Source organism: Colwellia psychrerythraea (assembly GCF_000764185.1).
GTDB classification, from domain to species: domain Bacteria; phylum Pseudomonadota; class Gammaproteobacteria; order Enterobacterales; family Alteromonadaceae; genus Colwellia; species Colwellia psychrerythraea_B.
In genome coordinates this window covers 90,205-112,590 of the sequence record NZ_JQEC01000040.1, presented here as the reverse complement: position 1 = coordinate 112,590, position 22,386 = coordinate 90,205, and the positions used below count along the sequence as shown (strand labels likewise).

The following is a 22,386-nucleotide window of genomic DNA, read 5'->3' as shown; positions in this document are numbered from 1 at the left end:
GAGATTTTCAGTACCGTTTTAATTAACGTGTTTTTAAATTAACCTTTTGAATCAATTTGATATTTTTCTAATCGACGATAAATCGCGTTCTTTCCTAAACCCAATAATTCACCCGCTTCAATAACTCTGCCTTGAGATTTTTGCAGCGCTTGTTTAATTAATTGCTGCTCGGCCTCATCTATGGTCATAAAGGGTATCTCACTATTATTAGTGCCATTATTGCCAAGCGCTAGTTGATCAGTTAAACCAGTGATCTCTATTTCATCAGTGTCGCTCAATAATACCGCGCGTTCAATAACATGACTCAGCTCACGAATATTGCCCGGCCAGTCGTATTGACATAAGGCTTTTTTGGCTTGCTCAGATAGGAATAAATCAGACTTGTTATATTTTTGGCTTTTCTGAGCTAAAAAGTGCTCGGCTAACGGTAAAATATCTTCTGTTCTTTTTCGCAGTGGCGGAATATCAAGCACGATAGTATTGATTCGATAATATAGATCTTGGCGAAAGTCACCTTGAGCAATAGCTTGTTGGAAGTCGATATTACTAGCGGCGATTAACCTGACTTGTGCTTGTAAGGTTTTACTTGAGCCAACGGGCTCAAATTGACCCGACTCAAGTACACGTAATAATTTGGGTTGTAGATTTAGCGGAATGGTACCAATTTCATCGAGAAATAAACTACCCGATTGTGCAGCTTCAAAACGGCCCATACGGTCTTTTTTTGCATCGGTAAACGCGCCCTTGGTATGACCAAAAAGTTCACTTTCAAACAGCGTTTCAGGAATAGCGCCCATATTCACAGTAACGTAACTTTCATTACTGCGCGCCGAATGTTGATGAATGAAATTTGCCAACATACTTTTTCCGGTACCATTTTCACCGGTAATTAAAATTGGTGTATCAGTTATTGCCAGCTTTTTAGCCTGAGTAAGTACTAACTGCATGGCGGCGGATTCACCAAGCATAAATACATCGTTGTTTGGACGTTGAGCTTTGAGGCGTTTGTTTTCTAGTTGTACAGAGCCTAATTGAAATTGCTGTTCAATTATTCGCACTAAGCGCTGATTTTTCCAGGGCTTTTCAATAAAGTCTTTAGCGCCGAGTTTAATGGCCTCAACGGCAATTTCTACCGTAGACCAGGCAGTCATAACAATAACCGGAAAATGATGGTTTTTATCTTTTAAAGTTTTCAGCATATCCAAGCCCTCCTTGCCGGACGTGGTATCGTACTGAAAATTCATATCGAGCAGCATTAAATCTACACTCTGCTCAGCGATAACTTCAAGCGCGTGCAGAGGAGATTCGGCTTCAATGACATTAAAGCCGTAATTTTCTAAAATAAATTTAGCGGATAGTCGCAAGTCACTTTGATCATCAACTACAATTATTGTTTTTTTCATCTTGCTGTTTCTTCTTTTAATGCTGTGTTCCATATTGCTGTTATGTATATCGCAATAAGCTAATTTAACAGTTGTCTTGCTAAAGTGATAAGAGTGATCTTCACTAGCAAAACGCTACAGGATATGATTCATAACACTATGCCTAAGGCAAAATGTGTTTATAGAGTTTAGCGGATAGAATTATGTATCTTGTACGTTTCTTAGCAATATTAAACTACAACTAGGATAATTCAAAGAGCCAGTGCAACAACTTATCGTTTTAGAATATAAGGCTTCGCTGACTGCTTGAAGTATCCGAAGACTCTTTTAGCTAACGTTGTTAGCTAAAAGAGCTTTTAATGCGAAATTGTATATTTAAGAGTCTTATCACTCCCTATTAGGGTGATTTTCACTGACTAACGACTGTCTATTCTGTAACGGCGGTTAATGTTTTATCACTGTAAGCGGATATTTTATAAAGGCCTATTGTCCAATTACCTGGTTTGGGGTTTTCAATCAAACATTCTTGTGAATGGTCGTTGATTGTCGCCATGCAATCGTATTTTTTACGTGAAATACTTTCGCCTTCACGAAGGTAAAGAATGGCTTCACCCTCACCACCCTGTAAAATAATATTAAGTGAGCTAACACCTTCTTCAACGGTATAAGAAAAACGCTGCCATTTACTTTCTGCTGATGCCATGCCTTGCTCTATGATGGTTGTTTGAGCTTCAGCTTCACCTAGATCGGTAATAGTGGTGCCATCTAAATCAATTACAGCGATAAGAGGAGAGTGATCAGAGGCTGTTGCATCAAGATCATAAAAGGCTTCTTTTACGGTTAACTCATTTGATGCAAAAATATGATCAATGCCGCGAGCTGGCCTTCTATTTTTATTGCTTTCAACATTCAGCGCTAACCATGTATCGGAATAGCCGCCATCAACAATGGTTTTAATTGCTGGGTCTGTTAAGTCTCCATATTCAAAATCACCTACTAGGATTGGTGAAGCATTATATGTTTGACGTAAAATTTCACCTTGTTCAACAGATTTTGTCGACATATGCACAAAAACACGGTGTAACAGCTCTTCAAAGTAAGCTTTTTTTACCGGATCTTCTGGTGCGCCGTGTTCTGCTTCAGGGTAGGTTTCGTAGTGAGTATTCATAACTGAGTAGCGTTTACCATCAGTATCTTCGACAACTACCCAAGTTACATAACGGATCTCAACAAAGGTGTGAGATTTATGAAAATAATCATGTAAGTCCCATAAATCTTGCCATTGAGCCTCTGTTATTTCATCAGTGAAATCTAAAATTAGACTACCATTGGCGACTACAGTGAAACGATCAGTGTTTACTACTATTGGTGCACAGTTACGATGGCCAAATTCTTGATTCCACCGAAAAAATTGCCATTTATCATCAGAAAATTCACGTTCAAGACCTGACTGTTGATCATCAGTACCTCTACGCCTAAGCGATGGTAATACTTCTTGAAAGGCGATGATGTCGGGGTCATGAGCGAGTACTTCTCGCGCTACATCGTCCATACGTGTTTCCCAATTACTGCCCGACAATGCATTATAACTAACAATTTTAACTTCTTTTGCAATTGCAACGGTTGAGAATACAAGTGGGCAAGACAGTGCTATAGAGTAGAGAATTGCCTGACCGGTTTTTTTAATCGATAACATTATTTACTTCCTTATTTATTGTTTTCATAAAGGTTATTTATTTCTCAATTTAATGTATTTTTACTTTCATATTGAATACAGCCCTTCGGTATTTTTGACGAAGTGAAGCATTTTAATGGCGAAGTTAACATTTTTTTAACATGGTGTTCGGGGCTAAATATATCAAATTGAGATTGGTTAACCTATTGAAGTAATTGTAATTATCTTGTTAGATGATATCAAATTATGGAGAGGTAAATTAGATGATGTTACGTGATGTTACGTGATGTTAAATAATGAATGGTCACAATTTAGAGTTACCTCGAAGGAAAGTCTAAATACCGAGTATATGAATGGATTTTTTCTTGCAGCAAGCTATCTCTTAGAGTTTTTGTCAGCTTAATGGTATAAACAAAAATACTGAGCTGAACTTGATAGAAATAGCTTATAGCATTTTCAATTAAAGGGGTTACTTTTTGATAAAGATAATATCCTTGATTGGTTTTCCATTTGCTGACCATGTTTGATGGTGATGATTGTTGAGAGTCACTTCGAGTTTATTAGTATTCAAAAGCAGAGCGTTTTCAGGCACATGAAAACTATTACCATAAATACGCATTACCTTTGTATCGTTAATATAAAGGTGTGCATGACCATTCACTATATTAGTTGAGTGAACATTATCAGTGTTATTAGGTGATTCGAGCAGATAATTTTTGACTTCTAGCTTAATGTTATAACCATTGACTGCATCTTTCTCTGAATAAATATCAATTGAAGGTACCTTTTTGATCGATGGTAGTTCAATAAGTTGGCTATGGTTGCTGTGTGTATGTGGATCGGTATGCGCTGAAGTAGTACAAATAAATGATACCGCAAGCGTAGTAATAACTAGTTTAAGCTTTTTCATAATTAAGTTTTTTATTGAGAAGGGGTTATTAGAAATTAATTTTACCATCTTGATAAGCAGGAATGTGCTTATTATTTAGCTAACCTCATAATAAGGATAAAAAATTATATTCATAGTGCTTAAAACTCGCGTAAATCCTTTGTTGAGTCGTAATAAATTGTTGGATTTTTAATAAAATTGTGCAGTAAATACTGTTTACTGCGCACAATTCGTTGACTATTCGTTGACTATTCGTTGACTATTCGTTGACTATTCGTTTCTCAGTGCCTTAATGGGATCGCTAGCAATGATCTTTTTAGCAGGGAAATAACAAGCAGCTAAAGCAATGGTAATTAGTACTAATAAGCTACTTGATATCATCACCCAGTCAAAACTCAGCCATTGGTTAATATGCTGCTGTGCCCAACTATAAAGTATCACCGCTAATAGTAGGCTTAAGGAAAAACCTGCGGCAATAGGGGTAAGAGACTCACCAATGAACTCAAGTAAAATGCGTTTGCTCTTGGCGCCCAATGACATGCGGATACCTAATTCATAGCGGCGCATTTGGCTGTTGTAACTAATAACACCATAAATACCAACCGCAGCCAAGAGTAAAGCAAAAATCCCTAAGACTAAACTTAACCATAAAGTGAGTTTTTTCTGGTAAACCAGCTGCTCATGGATGTCTGAAACCGAAGTGAATTGCCATACTTTAATATCGGAAAAGTACTCATCAAGTAAATTGATAATCTGTGTTTTTGCTAAAGTATTACCGGCTTGCATTCTGATAATGAAATTTGTGCGAGAGCTCCCAAAATACATTTTCGCACCCTGACTTTTTTCATGGTTGTAAGGGTTATATACATTGTCGACCACACCAATAACTGTCCAAGTATCACCACCAGCTGAATAGACGACCTTACCGATAATGTCTTCAATCTTACCGTTACCATCACCCATGGCCGCAACTACTTTTGTCGCAGCAGTTTTACTTAAAATGATAGTATCGCTATCGTTTCTGATGTCCTGCTGATTATAGCTTCGGCCAGCAAGTATTTTTAAACCCACAGTATTAAAGTAATTGTCATCGATGGATACATAGGCGAAGTGGCCTAACTTAACATTGTCGTTATTAAAAAGTCCTGTATTGTTACTGCCACGTCTGATTGGGGCATTACTTGCGCGTGATATATTTACTACGCCATTCATTTTTTTTAGTTGCGCTAGCAAATCACGAGAAAGTTGCCTTTTACTTTCTTTTTCTGGGTAGCCTTCACCAATATCTAACCTCAGGTTATAGAGGTTTTCATCTTCAAAACCTAGGGGATGATTTAGCACCTTAAGGGCATTAGTCATTACTAAGCTAGTGACGATTAATAATAGCGTTGCTAAACAAATTTGACTGGCAACGAGTGTATTACGCACCTTGCTATTTACTTGCGCGCCAGTGCCTTTACCACTTGATTGTAATTGTGAAATTAGCTGTTTGTGGTTAATCAGTTTTAAGGTGATAACAGCAAATATCAGTGATAAAGTCAGCGTTAATGTACAGGCAAAAGCAATAGCGGTTAAATCTAATGATAGTTCAGCTAAGCGTGGTAATGCATGGCTTGCAACACTGCGTAATAACTTAATGCTCCAGCCTGCAATCACTAGGCCGATAACCATCGACGCGACACATAACAACAAGCTTTCTAACCAAATGGTAAAAAATAAATGTTTTAGTTTTGCGCCTAATGTGGCTTGAATAACTAAAGCACGTTGTCTTTGTGCTGCCCGTGAAAAAAATAAATTAACAATATTGGCACAAGCTATAAGTAGTAATACTCCAGCTCCCAGTAAAATTAATAAAGCGATGTATTTATTGTCACCTACTATGGCAACTTGTAAGTCTTGAAATTGGGCGATGATAACTTGATGTTTAGCATGACCCACACGGCCATTTTGTTGAAATATTGGGTCTACTAAGGCATTGAACTCATCGCTCACTTGGTCAATAGTTGTTGCTGGTGATAATTTTCCTATAGCCGCTGTTTGACTGTAAACATAGTTCCAAGTTTCTTCATTCTGACCATGAAAATCCCACGGTAACCAAATTTGTGAATTAGCATCATCCGTAAAGTTAGCTGGCTCAACAAAACTTGCTGCAACAACACCCACTATTTTGTATTGCTGCTCACCTAGGGTGATACTTTGACCAATAATATTGGCATCTGCCCCATATTGTTCACGCCATAACTGTTCGCTAATTAAGGCATTTGCCGTATTGCTATCAATGTTCTCTTGCTCGGTAAAACCACGGCCAAGAGCGACAGGTACACCAAGCATGTCGAAATACTCAGGGGTAACATAGCTGATTTCTGTTAATGGTTTATCGCGCAAGCTTGCTAAGATGGCACTACTGCGAAATACCAAGGCCATGCTTGTTAGGCTTTTTTGCTGTTGATACATCAATTTTTGCGCAACAAAATATTGTGAGCCAGAGTACTTTCTTTCTCCTTCTTGCAGCTCTTGTTCCATTAAAATTAAGTTCTGCGCATCAGGGTAGGGCAATGCTTTAAATATTAATAAATGGTTAAGACTAAAAGCAGCCAATAACACTCCTAAGGTAAGTGACAAGGTAAATACAGTAGTAAGTACAAAACCAGGTACGCGAGAAAGGCTAGCGGCGGTGGTTTTAATTTCGTTAATTAAAAAGCTCATACTGCCTCCTGTAAACCACTCTGGGATGAAGAATCTAGCGTCATGTTATCTAAAATTATGTTATCCAAGATAATACCGTCTAATAAATTCAATTTAATCTTGGCGTGATCAGCATATCTAGGGTCATGGGTAACCATGCAGATAGTGGTGCCTTCTTTATTAAGGTTATCTAATAAGGCCATCACTAAGTCGCCATTTTTAGAGTCTAAGTTACCGGTTGGCTCATCTACCAATAAAATACTTGGCTTGCCAACTAATGCACGGGCAATGGCAATACGCTGTTGTTGGCCACCGGAAAGCTGATTGGGTTTATGTGAACACCGATGCTGCATTTCTACTTTTTTTAAACTGCTCATCACTTGCTCGTCTACTTCTTTTGTCGATAACTTTGGTTCACGATATTTAAGGGGGAGCGCAACATTGTCATAAACGCTGATTTCATCAATTAAATTAAACGCCTGAAAAATAAAACCAATATGTAGGTTTCTAATTTCAGCTCGCTGGTCTGCGGTTAAGTTTGCTACTTGCTGGCCTTTGATTAAGTAGCTGCCATCGGTCGGCGTATCTAATAAACCTAAAATGGATAACAGTGTTGATTTACCACAGCCCGACGGACCCGAAATTGAAATGTAATCGCCCTCATATATCGCCATGTTAATATCGCGTAGCGCATGGGTTTCCATATCTATTTTAGAGTAAACTTTTTGGATGTTTTTTAGTTCGATAAGTGCTGTTTTAGTTATGTGTTTGGTCATAATTTAGTCCTTTGTAATTAATTTTACTAATCAGTTATTACTAATAAATTGTTACTAATCAGTTATTGTCAGGGTGTGGTTTGGTGACCAGCTCGAAGTATCTGAAACAATAAATTGTTCATCTTCGCTAGCACCAGAAAGTAATTCGATGTTATTACCAATAACGCGACCAAACTTCATGGTGCGTAATGTTGCGGTTTGTTGGTCGGCAAGTAAAGTAAAAACCTGCGCAGTAGAGTTAGCTTTTACGCCCACAGGATGTTTTACATAGAGAGCATTGTTTAATACACCGATTTCAATTTTACCTTCTACTTTTAACTCAGGTCTGGCATTGACTGGCAGGGCATCAGTAATATCAATATCGATAAGTACGCTACCATTAGTGATCACTGGGTCTATACGGTTTACTACGCCCCTCACCAATGCCGTACGGGTATTTATTTCGGCTTGATGGCCAATGGCAATGTCTTGCGCGTCTTGTTGCGGAATTTTCAGTTGCGCTATCATAGTTTTATTACTTGCTATCAGTGCCAGTTGTTCACCAGCCGTAACGCTTTGCCCTAAAGTAACAGGCATTGATTGTAATACCCCTTCAATATCCGCATGAATCACTAAGCCTGCTTGTAATGATTGTTTTAATGCTAAGTTGGCATCAAGTTGCTTGGCAAACTGCCCTTGTACGGCAATTTTTTCTTGATGTGCATTTTTTAAATGCGCCAATCGTTGTTGCTCAATGGTAAGTTGTTCTGCCAATTGCGTGGCGGCCAATTTGGAGCGTTTAAAGTCGATTGATGAAACTATGCCTTTTTTCGCTAAACTAGCTTGTGCTTCAACCTTTAGCTCGGCTGCAGCTAGGTTGGATTTAATTTGTACCAATATGGCTTGATGCGCTAAGTAGTCACTTTTTTGATTAATAATTAATTCACGTAAGCTAGCATGGTGTCTGGCAAGTTCCATTTGTGCATTGTTTACTTGCAGTAATAAATCAGGGTTACTTAACTTCATAATGATAGTGACTGGCGTTACTTGGGTGCCAGGTAATACCAGAATTTCTTCTACCGTGGCTTTTGTCGGCGCCGTTAATAAACGTTTATGTTTAGAAATTAATTTACCAAAACCTGAAATGGTAAAAGGCAAATCACTTTGTTGCACTGCAGCTAATCTCAATTCATTGCGGGCAACGCTGACATCTGAACTGGCTTGAGTGAATTGCCAAGCACTAAATACTAGCGCGCTAACAATAAGTACTGCAGGTTTTAACCACGAGCGTTTTTTCACTGGGCTGGTCTTTTTAATATCCATGTTGCCTCTCTCTACGATTGCTCTTATGTAAAGAGCGATAATTTTATTTAACTTAACCTCTATAAAGCTAATAGTGTGCCAGTTTTTAATTTGTTGATTTTTAAGGGTAAAGTATTTGTTTTTCGGTCTTTGGGATTTTACTGTTACCGAAAGAGGGAAGGTTTTCTGAAAAACGTGAAAGGGGCTGTTAAGCATATAATTACTGTTGTCTGGTTTCTACAGCATTAAAATAGTTGGATATTAAAAGCGAATAGGTTAATTTCATATCCATAATAAGACGGAATAAAATCAAGGAAGTATTGTGCAACTTACTGGAAAAAGCATACAACTATCGCCCTTTGATTATTCAGACAAAGATCTTTTTATCGAATTATCTATGTCGCCCAAAATGATGGAGCATGTTTATAATTCTTTGACTTATGATGAGGCAAAGGCCGCTTTTGAGGCGAAAGCACAGCCCTGGAGTGAAACAAGTGATAGCTGGTTAACCTTGGGCATAACCGAAATAGTTTCCGGAGAGAAGCTAGGTAGTATCGGCATTAAAATTGTTGATCGCGAAGCTAAGATTGCCGAAGTGGGTTTTATGATGAAGCCAAGCGCCCAAGGTAAAGGTTTTGCCTCAGAAGCACTAACTCTACTTAAGGATTATGTTTTCACCGAACGAAAGCTAAATAAGCTAACGGCTATTTGTTCGGTTAATAATACCGGTTCCTATAAGTTGTTAGAAAAGTTAGGTTTTCAGAGAGAAGGGTGTCTACGTCAAAATACATTGATTAATGATAAGTTGGTTGATGATTATGTTTACGGTTTGCTAACACGCAAGGACCTCACCAACCCTAGCTAAAATCGGTGAAGTCCCCTTCTAATCACCATACTTCAATGTTAACAGTAATAAGTCTTTCTCAGAACGACGACTAATGGTGAGCATAAAGTTATTATTCTTCTCTACATCCCAAATTTTTAAATCATTGCTAAGTTCACTCATTTTGTTGATTTTTTTACTTGAAAAATCATACAACCACAATGACAACGTATCTTGATTTTTAATACTTAAATAGATGCCTTTTGATGTTGGGTAATGATCGATAATCTCACCGTTAACTGTCGCTAATGGCACTGGTTGCTTGCCATTAAAGTTAGCTTGTATGATTTCAGTGTTGCTTATTATCAGTAGTTCATTGTCATTACTTAATTGGGCATGATGTTCGATGCTACTCAGCAGCGTTGTCGTTGCTTGGTTCAGCAAAGATAATTTTGCATAAGCTTTATTCCCCTGATCATAATTTTTCATTAACAATGATTCTTCATTGAAATACCACTGTAAAGGAATGCCTTTGCTGTAAGTAAGTTCTTTAATGGTATGGGCATTATCAGCAAACTCAATAACAAAAGGGCGTTGATTTAAGGCGCTGGCTATTTTAGTACTGCTCTGATGCCAAACAGGATAAGCGATAAATAACAATTGCTTTGGGTTGTCATATAGTAAGGTTTGTTCAGCTGATTCAATATCATGGACAAATAGCTGAGGAAATCCTCGCTGAATGGAAACAAAGGCAATTTTTTTGCCATCAGGACTAAGGCTGGCAAGAAAATCGGTAGTGTTACTATTAATAACTTTGGTCGATAAGGCTTTATTATCAGAGGGTGTAAGCCAAATGTCTTCATCTAAAACCTGCCTTGTTAACAGTATTTGTTTACCGTCAGGGGAAAATTCTGGATAACGCAAATATTGGTAGTTTTCAAAGGCAATTTTTTTCATATCCCCCTGCATGTTAAGCGACAACAACTCACGACCATCATGAATAACCAAAGACTGGTTATTGGGATGCCAAGCACCATAATACTTGTTTTGGCCTAAGACTATTTCTTTGGTTTCTTTAATATCCTGAGTGGTTAGCTTGTTAACAGCCATAAGTTTAACGGTAGAGTTATACTTTTGGTTTAAAGCAAAAATGGCCAGTTGCTGTGAGTCTTTTGACAAGGCTATTTCATAAGGATGAAAGCTGTCATCTTCGCTAAATAATATACTTTGTTCACCGTTGGTCAGGTTACTTCGAATCAAGCTATATTTGCCTTTATGCTTAGCGATATAAAAAAGCTGATTGGATTTCGCCCAGGCAATGGAGCTGATCCAAGTTAACTTTGGTAAGTTAAGCACTTCAATTATCGAGCTAACTTGTGTCTGCATATTTAAAGTAATACGATTAATGCTAATACCTTTTTGGGCTACTGAGACATAAAGTAATGCTTTACCATCCTGCATCCAGACTAAAGACTTAAGGTAAGTAGCTTCTTTAGTTAACTGGTATTCTTGTTCACTTTCTAGATTCATCAACCAAATGTGGCCCAAGTGTTCATTACCTTGGATAGATTTAATAAAAGCAATGTACTGACCATCGGGGGAGAATCGCGCACCATCTTCGTGTAATTCTGATGCCGTTAATGGGCTTGCAGTAACCACATGAATATTTTGCGGAGCTTGTTTCGTACCTAATAAGGCAATAGTAATGCAGGATAATAAAATCATTGTGGTAATAGCCAGTACCGTTGTACGTTTTTTTCGTGTTTTAACGGCTTGATCAAGCAACTTGTCTGGGAAGTGAATTTTTCCCTGTAAGCTATAACCTCTTTTGGGATGGGTAACAATCAGCGTTTTATTGTCATCTTTGAATATTTTTCGTAGTATGGTTATGCAGCGACGGATAGAGCCGGGGCTGTAAATTGATTTTGGCCAAACTTGGCTAAAGAGAATTTCTTGTTCAACCACATCACCAAGATCTAGGATTAAATAGAGTAAAACATCCATCACTTTGGGCTCTATTTGATGAACCTCCTCTGCAACTTCAATAACACCTTTGAGCGGATCTATCCTAAAGCCATCTAAATAAAATGTTTTCTTGGCTAGTTCATTAATGTTTTTTGTTTCACTCAAAACGACTACAGTCCCTGTTTTCATTGATGTTAATGTTTTCTTAATAAAAAAATACGCTAAATTATATCGCTTATTTAATCATTTATTGGAAAACTTGAGTATACATCAAGTGCATACAATATATCTTTGAAAATGCTTACTGGCTAAAGAATATATTGAGCAATGATAATTTTTGAATAACAAACTTAAAAGGAAATTTTATGCTCAGAGCTAAGCGTCTTTTATGGCAATTACCGTCATTACTTTTGGTAACTGTTTTTTCAACAGCAAGTTTTTCACAAGCAATCGCTATGTATCAGCTTGATAAAGAGCAGCGCAGCATCGTGGTTAATACCATGATCAATAAGATCAATCAGCAATATGTTTTTCCTAAAGCAGGTCAAAAATCTGCGGAGTTTATCAGTCAGCAACTTAAAACTGGCGCGTATGCCAATATACTTGATGGCAAAGCTTTTGCTGACCAGCTGACCCAAGACTTACAAAGTATTAACCACGATAAACATATGCAAGTCTGGTTTAACCCACCACCTCCACCGCCGCCATCAGATAATTTAACTAGCCCTGTCGCTAATTTAGGTAATGCCAAGCTAAGTAAATTAAAGCGTCAGCGTAGCGAATTAGAAGAAAATTATGGTTTCTATAAAGTAGAGCGCTTAGCGGGGAATGTGGGTTATATCGACTTTCGCTACTTTTCCGGTAGTGACAAGGCAAAGTCAGTGGCAATATCAGCGATGAAGTTGTTAGAGGGTACTGATGCTCTCATTATAGATATGCGTAACAATACCGGCGGTAATCCAGACATGGTGCGCTTTATTTGTAGTTACTTCTTGGCAAAAAACACTCACTTAAATAGCTTGTACTGGCGAGCGCCTGATATTACCGAGGAGTATTGGACCCTAGACACTGTAGTGGGTAAACGCCGAATTGATGTGCCCTTATATGTGCTTACTAGTAGTAAAACATTTTCTGGCGCAGAAGAACTAACCTATAACTTCAAAACCCAAAAACGCGCCACTATCGTCGGTGAGGTTACTGGTGGCGGGGCAAATCCGGGTAGTGAGGTTAACATCAATGAGCTTTTTTCTATGTTTATGCCGACAGGAACAGCGATTAACCCAATTACAAAAACCAATTGGGAAGGTACTGGCGTAATGCCTGATGTTAAAAGTTCGGCTGAGCAAGCTTTTGATAAAGCTTATCAATTAGCTAAAGTTGCTGCTCAGAAATATCGATTAAATGATCTTGATAAAAAGCTTGCCCAAAGTCAGCTGTTAATGACAGAACTCGTTCAAATAGAGCAGTTAGTAAAGACAAACAAAGCCATCGCAATAAACAAAACCGAGCAAACATTTAAGCAGAGCATTGCTGATGAATTGCTGGATGAGAGCCAAATTAACCTCATGGGTTATGAGTATTTAGTGGATAAGCAGAATACCGCCATGGCAATATTAATTTTTAGTTTTAATGCTAAAAATTTTCCTTATTCATTTAATGCCTTTGATAGCTTAGGTGAAGCCTACTTAAAGCAAGGTAACAATAAGTTAGCGCGTCTAAATTATAAAAAATCATTACATCTTAATCCCGATAACCCCACGGCAAAGCAGTTTTTATCTGAATAATTACTAGCCAGAACAACATAAAAATTTTTAAGGAAAAAAAATGCGCACAGGATTTATTAAGTACAGTGTAATGGGTAGTGTATTAAGTAGTTTATTCTTCATAAGTTTTTCTACTTTTGCAGAGGTTGTTGCAATAAATATTGCTGCACCATCATTGGCAAATGCCAAACTAGACGTGAGAGAAAAGCAAGGGCTGTACATTTATTTACCGTCTTCTTATGGTTCGACTAATAAGCAATACCCAGTAATGTATTATTTGCACGGTTATGGTGGCAATGCTAATGAAGCGAGCGTTATTACTAATACATTAGATAACTATATCTTGGCAGATAAAGCTCAAGAAATGATTGTTGTTGGCATCAATGGTAATAATCAATTTGGTGGTAGTTTTTACGCTAACTCACCGGTTACAGGTAATTGGCGAGACTTTGTTACCAAAGATGTTATTAGTTACATCGACAACAACTATCGCACCCTAGCGAAAGCGGATTATCGCGGCATTGTTGGTTATTCAATGGGCGGTTATGCAGCCATCAATATTGCTTTTAAACATCCTGATAAATTCAAACACCTTTTCAGCTTAAGTCCTGGGTTATTTGATGAAAAGGGCTTAGATATCGCGACTAGGCAATGGCGAAATGAAGGCTGGAGTACTTTTATGAATCGCTACGGAGCAGCCTTTGCCTATAAAGGAAATACTAACAATTGGTTTGATTGGAATGAAACGTCAGCGGTAATACGCACCAAATGGGCTTCTGGTTTTGGTAATTTACCGGCTAAGGTTGATGATTATCAGCAACTGTCAGAGCCGTTAACTTCAATCCATATTGAATATGGCAGCAAAGACAGATTTACTTGGATACCACAAGGTAGCCGCTATTTAGTTAAGTTATTAAAAAATAAGACTATTAAAGTGAATTAGGTGGATCATAAAAGAGGTCATGATATTGGTTTTCTCCAAGCCGAACATATCATTAACTTTTTCTCTTCGGCCTTTTCAAAGGTAGATGACAATGCACAAAAAATTGCTAGGCAAAAGTAGCACTGCACTCTTGTCGCATCATCATAAATTGCCACACCATAAGTCAGCTTATGGTGTTTACCTCACCTTAATGATGATAAAAATCATAATTAGAAAAGGAAGAAAACTTGAAATATTATAATTTACAACTTATATCTATTATTTTTAGTGTTGCTGTTTGTACCCCTACAGCTTTAAGTAATGAAGTAATTCAGACAGATGAAAAACAGCGACAGTCTGCGTCGTTACCTTCAGTATCACCTTCTATACTGCCTTCGTTATTGGCAGCTTTTAATCAAGGTGACAGACAAACTGTTAGCCGTTATTTGTTAGAAAATATCAATCCAGAAAGCATTGGCATGTACGGCATTGAAGCACATATTGGCGGCATGCTGAATAATCGTAATACTCATGGGAAACTTACCTTAGTAAAACATTTATCCATGAATGGCAGTAATGAAAGAGCACAAGTTATTGCTGAACATAACCAGTTTTCTTATATTCTCCATGTTAATAGAACGACAACTCAGCCTTATAAAATAAACTATTTTTATCTTGCTGAAGCTAAAAGTGAAACGGTAATAAAGCGTAAAATTAATGTTGATGAATTTAAAACTCAGTTGAATAAGTTTTTAGATAATGTCGCTAATCATGATGCATTTTCAGGCACCGTACTGGTAGCAAAAAATAAACAGGTACTTTTTCAACAGGCATTTGGACAAGCGAATAAAAGCTTTGAAATTGCAAATAATCTTAGTACTAAGTTTTCCTTAGGCTCGATGAACAAAATGTTTACTGCCATTGCTACGTTGCAATTGATTGGACGAGGAAAATTAAATTTTGAAGATAAACTGATTGATTATGTTGATAGCAGCTGGTTACCAAAAAAAGAGGCAGAGCAAATAACCATCAGGCAATTATTAACCCATACCTCTGGCTTAGGTAACTTTTTCACTGACGAATTTAATAATAGCAGTAAAGGTAATTATCGAGAATTAAGCAGTTATAAGAATATTATCGCCAGCACGCCTTTGTTGTTCACTCCAGGAACAAGTAATCGCTACTCTAGCTCAGGCATGCATATGCTGGGTTTAGTTATCGAAAAAGTTAGTGGCGATAGCTATTATGACTACGTAGATAAAAATATCTACAAAGAAGCGAATATGGTTAATTCAGCAAGTTATGAGCTTGATGCCATTACGCCAAACTTAGCCATTGGTTATTTAAAGATGGCGCATAGTGATAGCTGGGTAAATAATTATTATAGCAGTGGCATAAAAGGCGGACCTGCAGGCGGGGGATATTCTACTGTGACCGACCTTTATAATTTTTCTCAAGCACTGATCCAATTTAAGTTATTAAGTAAAGAGATGACAGAGCAAGCCTATAGCAATAAGGTGCAATATAACTCACCCGCTTGGTATGGTTATGGTTTTGTCGTTTCAGGTGCTATTGATGATAGAGTTGTTGGTCATAATGGTGCTTCGTTAGGTGTCGATGCTCAGTTAGATATTCATTTAGATAAAGATGTCGTGGTGATTATTTTAGCAAATCAAAGTGACGTAGTTGCGCCGGTAAGACGTAAAGTAAATGAGCTGATCTCTCAGCTATAGTGGCGACAAATTAGGGTTAAACCAATAACTAAGTGAATCACTATTGGTTTAACTCATTGTTTTTTTTATTTATTAACCTCAGAGATTTGCTGATAAGCTGGTTGATGATTATGTTTACGGGCTATGTTTACGGGCTATGTTTATAACCAAGGTAAGTTAGTTTTCTTATTTCTCAAGTGAAAAATGCTCATCCTTGAGCCTTGAGGGGATAATAATAGAGATTATGTCAGCTACTATTTGATGACTTTTAACTTACGAGAGCCGATAAATAATATTGCGATGAGAAATAAAACTAAGGTTGTCGGCTCAGGTACAGCCATTCGTTGTGTTGCTGAAATCGACTGACCTGTAATATAAATTTCAGAGCCACTACTATTGGCATCTAAATCTCTATGATAAGTAAAAGAAACGGGTACATTACCCCAGTTGATAGGGAAACTTGTATACGATTGAACTGGATTGTCATCTATAAAACTAAAATACATTGCCTCCCAATTAATGTTACCAGTTAGGGCGTTATCAACAGAATAAGAAGAACGAATACTACCTGATTCTCGACTAGGCGAATGATTAACCCAAGATAAAGGATCTAGGTTAGTTAACCACTGATTACTGGTTAACTCTACTATATCAAATGTCGCATTACTTACATCAAAAACTGTTTGATAGCTGTTGTCATCCAGTACAGGGCTATTACTATCGAAGCTAAGGCTAGCTGAAAGGATATCACCCGCGACAAGTGGATTAGACCATGCACCATTAGTTCTATCCTCAACAAAACTTACTTCGAATTCGAAATCCCAAGTAATTATATTAGCAAAAGACTTATGTGAGTTAAATAAAAGTACGGTTATCAACGCCATCTTTACGAAGTTGTTCATTTTTAACAATTCCACGAGTTATTTAAATTTCATTAAGCTAACAGCCCAATTACGATTAAATGCATTATATAAGTGAAATGTGAAGTGAGTGCGAAGCCGGTAACGGCTATAGGTAATAAACCGGCAAAAAAAATCCGATGACAAATTATCATCGGATTTTTTATACTATTCACCAAATTTTCAATCTTGGTTGCCTTAACTAATCGGCATTAACGCAAGGCTACTTGCTATTCATATAGTTAAACAATAGCTTAACGGAAGTTTAAGGTAAATTTTCCAGGGAAAGATAACTTAACTAATTGCGCATTGGCACCACCATTGTCAGTGGTATTTACCCAACGACCATGAAAACTCTTTAGTGCAATGCGATCGCCATCTTGTAAACAGCCAACATTGTCAGTTAAGTTTTTAAAGGTAAAGCGTTGCCAATCGTTTTTACCGTTACCTTTTGCATCTAAATAACCATTAGGGTTGGTTGCGCCAAAGTACTTGCCATTACCAGCGCGTATGTAGACACGATCACCATCATTAATACAGGTAGAGGTATCATGATTGATTAAGGTAAATTTCTCCCATGGACCAACTGCCGTACGATTAGCATTAACATTGCCTCCACCATTACCTTCTGCGACAACATACTTATTATCGAAGGCTTTAAGGCTGATTTTTACTTGTGATGGGCCACTATGGGTATCGATTAATGTTCTAATGCCGACAACACCATTATCAATGTTTGCCTGATAAATTCGGTCGTCTTTATTAATTACACGCACTTTGCTACTACTGCCGACGCTAACATATTTGACATTGTCATTTACTTTTAGCCATTCGTTATAGTAGAAATTTACATTGCCACTATTATCTGTTGCCCAAACACTGCCGTCAGCTGCCACGTTAACTTGAGCCATCTTACCTGCAACATTTTGCCAGCTACTACCATTACGGCGATAGATGTCTTCTGAAGCATTAACTCCCCATATATGACTGGCAGATCCTACAGATATTTGTGTTAAACAGCCGTTTTTACGTACCCAGCTATTGTTTTGTCGTTTGAAAATTTTACAGGCGTCATTAACACCCCAAACACTACCATCACTGCCAACTGAAATTTGTTTTAATAGACCACTGACTTGATTCCAGCCTCTGCCGTTAAACTTCCAAATTTTATTGTTGCTGCTCACGCCCCACACGTGATTGGCTGAGCCGACAGAAATATTATCTAATGAACCTGCTATTTTGGTCCAGCTATTGCCATCACGACGATAAATATTGCCATTTGCCGAAACGCCCCAAGTACTACCATCTTCTGCAATAGATATTTGTTTTAATTGGCCGTTAATTTGACTAAAGGTAATTGCCTCTAGGTCTTGTGGAATTAACTTATCAAATTCAATGGCGTTTAATACGGCTTGGGCATTTTGTGTTGTGTTAAAATGTACCAAAACAACATCTGAATTCGCTGAGCGTAAGATCAGTTGATCGTTTTCAACTAACAAATGACGTTCGTCACCTTGGGCATCAACACCGTAATCAACTGTACCTAAAATAGTTGGGTAAATTGCTAATGCTTGTGCATCTAACTTCAACTTATCACCAGCGGAAAAATCTTGAATAACATTTGAATTACGGCTATCAGATAGGCGGTCAATAATAAAAGTATCATTGCCTGCGCCACCGTTTAAGGTGTTATGACCAGCACCACCAATTAAAGTGTCGTTACCGTCACGGCCATATAGGTAGTCATTACCGTCAGCACCATTTAGCGTATTAGCACCGTTGTCTCCGGTTAGGTAATCTTCAAAGGCAGTACCCACTAGGCTCTCTATACTCGATAGTCTGTCTTGCTGAATATGATAGTTTTCATCACGTACATGTACACGATTAGCGGATAAATTTGCATCTAGGCCATATTGAGTAGCGCTGTGAGTATAATCGAGCGTATCGTTGCCGTTGCCACCGTGGTAGCTATCAGCACCGTCAATATCGTAAAAAATATTATCAACGTCGCTACCGGTAATTATATCGTTAAAGCGAGATGATTTTACATTTTCAACCACTTCTAACTCATCAGTAAAGCTGCCATGCGTTGCTTGCTCATTAGCTAAATGCACAGTAACAGACCATGAAGATAACGAGTAATCAATAGTATCAATACCATTACCGGCAAAGACACGGTTATTACCACTGCCCGCGTTGATAATGTCATCACCACCAAAGGTGTGGATGATATCGTCGCCAGCACCAGCGCTGACGATATTATTGACAGCACCCGCCATTGCGATAACATCATCAAAGTCGGTTGCAATAATTCCTTCAACATTTTCAACGGTATCTACTTCATTACGCGCTAAAGCAGTAACCGATTTTTTCCAAAATATTGCTTCAATACCCGCGGTTTCATCAGCATAAGTTATGGTATCAACACCACCACTGCCATTTATAATGTCGCTACCTGCGCCAGGAACAATCAGATCATCACCAAGGCCACCGGTTAATGTATCGTTACCTGTGCCGCCATCAATGATGTCATTACCTTCACCACCGTTAATACGGTCATCGCCGGCACCAGCACGAATTAAATCATTTCCTTTACCACTGATAAAATGTGCGTTATGCCTTCTGCCACGGTTCGATATAACTTCTAAATCATGCCTGATAGGACTGGCATTGACCTTATATTCAGTGTCTAGGATAAAAAGGTGATTCTCAAAATCACCTATAGTGGTTTCTATATAGATACCTTTAAATGTATAACGACCAGCATTATTGCGGGTGACATTAATATCAGCTTGATGAGAAAGAGTCACTTTTATCGAGTCTGTTCCGCCATTACCATAAATACTGGAAGTTAACTTCTCGGTACCGGCATACAGCATGGTTTCATTTTCAATCGCTACTTCAACAATATCGTTACCTTTACCGGCAGAGACACGGTTATCACCACGTTTTACTTTGATATGGTCATTACCGTCGCCGCCATTTAATTCACAAGAGAAAGAAGCATAACGCTTACCAACAATATAATCGTCACCGGCACCACCATAAGAAAGGCAGTTATTGAATAATTGATCATTACCTTCACCACCATAACCGCTACCAGAATTCATGATGGTATCGTTACCGTTACCACCTTCACCACGGCGCGCTTCAACAATCATATCGTTACCGTCACCACCATAGGCGCGGAATGAACCACGAATATAGTCATTACCATTTTGGCCATAAGCTTTATAAACATTGTCAAAAATGTCTTTTCCGCCACCACCTTCGGCATAATCAGAATTGATAATGGTGTCATTAGCGCCAGCAGCATAAACGGTTGTATTACCCACAAGGAAAGTATTTCCACGCCAGCCTGAAAAAGCACCATCCCCCGTTTCTAGCTTTAACCAGTCATTATTGATAAAGTAGTTGCCTGCACCGGAGTAGGCGTATAGTTTGTCCCAACCAGCCCATGCCGTATAACCCCAACTACTACCCAGACCTGTTAGGAGGTAAGGGGAAAATTGTGCATGGTATTCACCATTAGCATCTGTTAATTTTCGACTATTTGGATCAGGTACATACAGGTAGGTAAATAAATCACTGTGGTTATGATTAGTGACTTGTGCATATTCAGTATCTTGCCAATGGTTATAATCACCATAAGCAGAATCAATCAATTCGAGTGTTTCACGAAGTTCACCATCGTAACCACTGTTTAATAGTAAGTTGGCACCATCTTGCAGTAAGTCTTCAGCAAATACTTGCGGGGCAAAAATAGCAGTGACAATAGAAGTTGGCGTGCTGAACATCTTATCTGTCATGGTAAAACTGGCATCTGTAAGAATACTGGCGTATAAGCCCCAGTCAATATTACAGTCACAAGCGATCTCTAATGCATCGGTAAACTCGTCATCGCTAACATGGATATTTATATTAAATGCATTGTTATTGGGAAAGTAGGCGGCAACATCAGCATGACCTGTGCGCTCTAATGCTTCACCAACAATAACACCAGCAAAATCCACTACATAAAAAACGCCGTAAGTACCTATGGTACTCATGCCTGCATAACCTAGGCCTGTAGTTGCTAAGTAATTTGCGCCGTTAAAGTAAGTGGAATAATCGGCATTCTCAGTGTCCATCATAAAGCCATTATCATTGTTTGATAAATCAACAAGGTTCTGTTGAGCTTCACTGTATTCCAGTTGGTTTTCATTGGCTGATGCATTTAATGATGCAGCTCCAAGTAGTCCTAGAAATAATGCTGGTTTGGCTGCTTGCCAACTTTTCATAATCCAGTTGTAACCAAATAATGTTTTATGTTGATACTTTGGTGTCATAAATACCTCTATGCTTGAGTATTTTCACAGTAAAAGCCTTAAAGCTGGCACTATAAAAAAAGATGTTTATAGTTTAATTATGAAATGTGAACTGACTGAGAAGTTTGTAACAAATAGGTAGGATTAAGCAGTCGGCTTAGCCAAATAAAGCAATAAGTGATGCTTATTATATGATGTTAAGGCTCTTCATAAAAGCTGAGCCTCATAGTTAGGTATGTTTTAGAAACCGCTATTAAGCAATATTATTGGCAGGTATAACCACCATCTACAGGCACTAATGAGCCAGTCATGAAACTATTTTCTTCAGACAAGAGAAAGCTGACCGTTTTCGCAACTTCAATCGGCTGTGCAATTCTACCCATAGGTTGAGCCTCATTAATAAGTGTAGCTACTTCTGCCTTAGATAAACCTGATAAAGATTCAAAACGATCAACCGCCTTTGCTAATAGCGGTGTATCGATATTACCGGGGCAGACGCAATTTACTTGTATATTAAAAGGAGCATAATCAATGGCGGTACTTTTAGTTAGCTGACCAATAGCACCTTTAGACATACCGTAAGCAGCACTTTGCCCCTTACCAACAAAGGATTGATCTGAGCCCATCAAGACAATTTTACCTGCTTTTTGTTGTTTCATAACAGGTATGACATTTTTTAGCAGGTAGAAAACGCCCTTAATATTGATATCAATAATATGATCTAAATCGGCAATATCAGTTTCTTCAATATTGGCAAATAAATGAATGCCAGCATTAGCAAAAAGTAAATCGATCTTTCCTTCGAGTGCAACTATCTGCTCAATCGCTTTTTGCACCTCACTATAGCTAGCAATGTCACACGGAATAAATGAATGTTCATTAGTGTCAGGCACAGAGATATCTAAATTATAAATCCTTGCACCTTGTTGGCTTAATTCATTACAAGTCGCTAAGCCGATACCTGTTGTACCGCCAGTAACCACGGCTACTTTCTCTTTAAATTTCATATTTAGCTCTATTCATCATGAATGTTGTTAGTTATTTATGTTCTTTAGTTTTGCTTGTGCTACTTTATTTTCTGACGTAATCGAGCACGTATATAAAGCGCTTGTGCATGAGTTTCGTCTTTTGCCTCTAGGCATATACGTTCAAATAATTCTATTTGATATTGCCCATCAAGCACTTCCTGCAGGATACGTTCGTAATCAGGATGCTCAAGCAAACGCTCAACGTTAGGTGAGGTGAATTTTTTATTAACCATCATAAAGTGTTACTAAATTTTGTAGGGATGTAATGCGTATGCGATG

At 38.1% G+C, this 22,386-nt stretch carries 15 protein-coding genes; 4 read left to right on the top strand and 11 right to left on the bottom strand.

The genetic code is table 11. The features are described from left to right. Positions 1 to 38 precede the first annotated feature (38 nt). The 6 genes from GAB14E_RS08820 to GAB14E_RS08845 form a co-directional block, all read right to left on the bottom strand. Positions 39 to 1,403 carry a sigma-54-dependent transcriptional regulator gene (locus GAB14E_RS08820; RefSeq protein WP_033082916.1) on the bottom strand — a complete coding sequence of 455 codons (1,365 nt, stop codon included), beginning with the start codon at positions 1,401 to 1,403 and terminating at the stop codon, positions 39 to 41. Between the two features lie 406 nt (positions 1,404 to 1,809). After that, on the bottom strand, positions 1,810 to 3,078 hold the full coding sequence (locus GAB14E_RS08825) for an endonuclease/exonuclease/phosphatase family protein (RefSeq protein WP_033082915.1): 1,269 nt from the start codon (positions 3,076 to 3,078) through the stop codon (positions 1,810 to 1,812). A gap of 448 nt (positions 3,079 to 3,526) precedes the next feature. Next, positions 3,527 to 3,967 (bottom strand): hypothetical protein, encoded by a 441-nt coding sequence (locus GAB14E_RS08830; protein WP_156115742.1) that lies wholly within the window; start codon positions 3,965 to 3,967, stop codon positions 3,527 to 3,529. A 249-nt stretch (positions 3,968 to 4,216) separates the two neighbouring features. Continuing rightward, complete coding sequence (locus GAB14E_RS08835; RefSeq protein ID WP_033082913.1) at positions 4,217 to 6,652, bottom strand: ABC transporter permease; 2,436 nt, start codon at positions 6,650 to 6,652, stop codon at positions 4,217 to 4,219. Continuing rightward, positions 6,649 to 7,407: an ABC transporter ATP-binding protein gene (locus tag GAB14E_RS08840; RefSeq protein WP_033082912.1), complete on the bottom strand. Its 759-nt coding sequence runs from the start codon at positions 7,405 to 7,407 to the stop codon at positions 6,649 to 6,651. The genes GAB14E_RS08835 and GAB14E_RS08840 overlap by 4 nt, the downstream gene beginning before the upstream one ends. A 54-nt stretch (positions 7,408 to 7,461) precedes the next feature. Then, positions 7,462 to 8,709 (bottom strand): efflux RND transporter periplasmic adaptor subunit, encoded by a 1,248-nt coding sequence (locus tag GAB14E_RS08845; protein WP_033082911.1) that lies wholly within the window; start codon positions 8,707 to 8,709, stop codon positions 7,462 to 7,464. Positions 8,710 to 9,010: 301 nt separating this feature from the next. On the opposite strand from GAB14E_RS08845, the gene GAB14E_RS08850 reads away from it, so the two are divergent. Beyond that, positions 9,011 to 9,553, top strand: a complete 543-nt coding sequence (locus GAB14E_RS08850) for a GNAT family N-acetyltransferase (protein ID WP_033082910.1) — start codon at positions 9,011 to 9,013, stop codon at positions 9,551 to 9,553. Positions 9,554 to 9,571: 18 nt separating this feature from the next. Here the strand turns inward: GAB14E_RS08850 and GAB14E_RS08855 are convergent, their stop codons facing one another. Further along, positions 9,572 to 11,641, bottom strand: a complete 2,070-nt coding sequence (locus GAB14E_RS08855; RefSeq protein WP_197061218.1) for a winged helix-turn-helix domain-containing protein — start codon at positions 11,639 to 11,641, stop codon at positions 9,572 to 9,574. A 200-nt stretch (positions 11,642 to 11,841) separates the two neighbouring features. Between GAB14E_RS08855 and GAB14E_RS0123140 the strand changes: the two genes are divergently transcribed. The 3 genes from GAB14E_RS0123140 (at position 11,842) to GAB14E_RS08860 (ending at position 15,894) form a co-directional block, all read left to right on the top strand. Continuing rightward, positions 11,842 to 13,260 (top strand): S41 family peptidase, encoded by a 1,419-nt coding sequence (locus tag GAB14E_RS0123140; protein ID WP_052093775.1) that lies wholly within the window; start codon positions 11,842 to 11,844, stop codon positions 13,258 to 13,260. A 40-nt stretch (positions 13,261 to 13,300) separates the two neighbouring features. Beyond that, a complete protein-coding gene (locus tag GAB14E_RS24200; protein ID WP_052093774.1) occupies positions 13,301 to 14,182 on the top strand; it encodes an alpha/beta hydrolase-fold protein in 882 nt (293 codons plus the stop codon). Between the two features lie 227 nt (positions 14,183 to 14,409). Then, positions 14,410 to 15,894, top strand: a complete 1,485-nt coding sequence (locus tag GAB14E_RS08860; RefSeq protein ID WP_052093773.1) for a serine hydrolase domain-containing protein — start codon at positions 14,410 to 14,412, stop codon at positions 15,892 to 15,894. 233 nt (positions 15,895 to 16,127) lie between these two features. Here the strand turns inward: GAB14E_RS08860 and GAB14E_RS08865 are convergent, their stop codons facing one another. The 4 genes from GAB14E_RS08865 to GAB14E_RS08880 form a co-directional block, all read right to left on the bottom strand. Further along, the gene (locus GAB14E_RS08865) at positions 16,128 to 16,775 is read right to left on the bottom strand and encodes a PEP-CTERM sorting domain-containing protein (protein WP_033082908.1); all 648 of its coding nucleotides are present in this window, start codon (positions 16,773 to 16,775) and stop codon (positions 16,128 to 16,130) included. A gap of 251 nt (positions 16,776 to 17,026) precedes the next feature. Continuing rightward, positions 17,027 to 21,100, bottom strand: coding sequence for a tectonin domain-containing protein (locus tag GAB14E_RS08870; protein WP_033082907.1), 4,074 nt, complete (start codon positions 21,098 to 21,100; stop codon positions 17,027 to 17,029). 242 nt (positions 21,101 to 21,342) lie between these two features. Next, positions 21,343 to 22,086, bottom strand: a complete 744-nt coding sequence (locus GAB14E_RS08875) for an SDR family NAD(P)-dependent oxidoreductase (RefSeq protein ID WP_033082906.1) — start codon at positions 22,084 to 22,086, stop codon at positions 21,343 to 21,345. A gap of 59 nt (positions 22,087 to 22,145) precedes the next feature. Beyond that, a complete protein-coding gene (locus GAB14E_RS08880; protein ID WP_033082905.1) occupies positions 22,146 to 22,343 on the bottom strand; it encodes a hypothetical protein in 198 nt (65 codons plus the stop codon). Positions 22,344 to 22,386: the final 43 nt, after the last annotated feature.

Coding starts and splice junctions, on each gene's coding strand:
- GAB14E_RS24200 (WP_052093774.1), top strand. CDS start 13,301: ATGCGCACAGGATTTATTAAGTACAGTGTAATGGGTAGTGTATTAAGT.
- GAB14E_RS0123140 (WP_052093775.1), top strand. CDS start 11,842: ATGCTCAGAGCTAAGCGTCTTTTATGGCAATTACCGTCATTACTTTTG.
- GAB14E_RS08880 (WP_033082905.1), bottom strand. CDS start 22,343: ATGATGGTTAATAAAAAATTCACCTCACCTAACGTTGAGCGTTTGCTT.
- GAB14E_RS08870 (WP_033082907.1), bottom strand. CDS start 21,100: ATGACACCAAAGTATCAACATAAAACATTATTTGGTTACAACTGGATT.
- GAB14E_RS08840 (WP_033082912.1), bottom strand. CDS start 7,407: ATGACCAAACACATAACTAAAACAGCACTTATCGAACTAAAAAACATC.
- GAB14E_RS08830 (WP_156115742.1), bottom strand. CDS start 3,967: ATGAAAAAGCTTAAACTAGTTATTACTACGCTTGCGGTATCATTTATT.
- GAB14E_RS08845 (WP_033082911.1), bottom strand. CDS start 8,709: ATGGATATTAAAAAGACCAGCCCAGTGAAAAAACGCTCGTGGTTAAAA.
- GAB14E_RS08820 (WP_033082916.1), bottom strand. CDS start 1,403: ATGAAAAAAACAATAATTGTAGTTGATGATCAAAGTGACTTGCGACTA.
- GAB14E_RS08875 (WP_033082906.1), bottom strand. CDS start 22,086: ATGAAATTTAAAGAGAAAGTAGCCGTGGTTACTGGCGGTACAACAGGT.
- GAB14E_RS08865 (WP_033082908.1), bottom strand. CDS start 16,775: ATGAACAACTTCGTAAAGATGGCGTTGATAACCGTACTTTTATTTAAC.
- GAB14E_RS08825 (WP_033082915.1), bottom strand. CDS start 3,078: ATGTTATCGATTAAAAAAACCGGTCAGGCAATTCTCTACTCTATAGCA.
- GAB14E_RS08835 (WP_033082913.1), bottom strand. CDS start 6,652: ATGAGCTTTTTAATTAACGAAATTAAAACCACCGCCGCTAGCCTTTCT.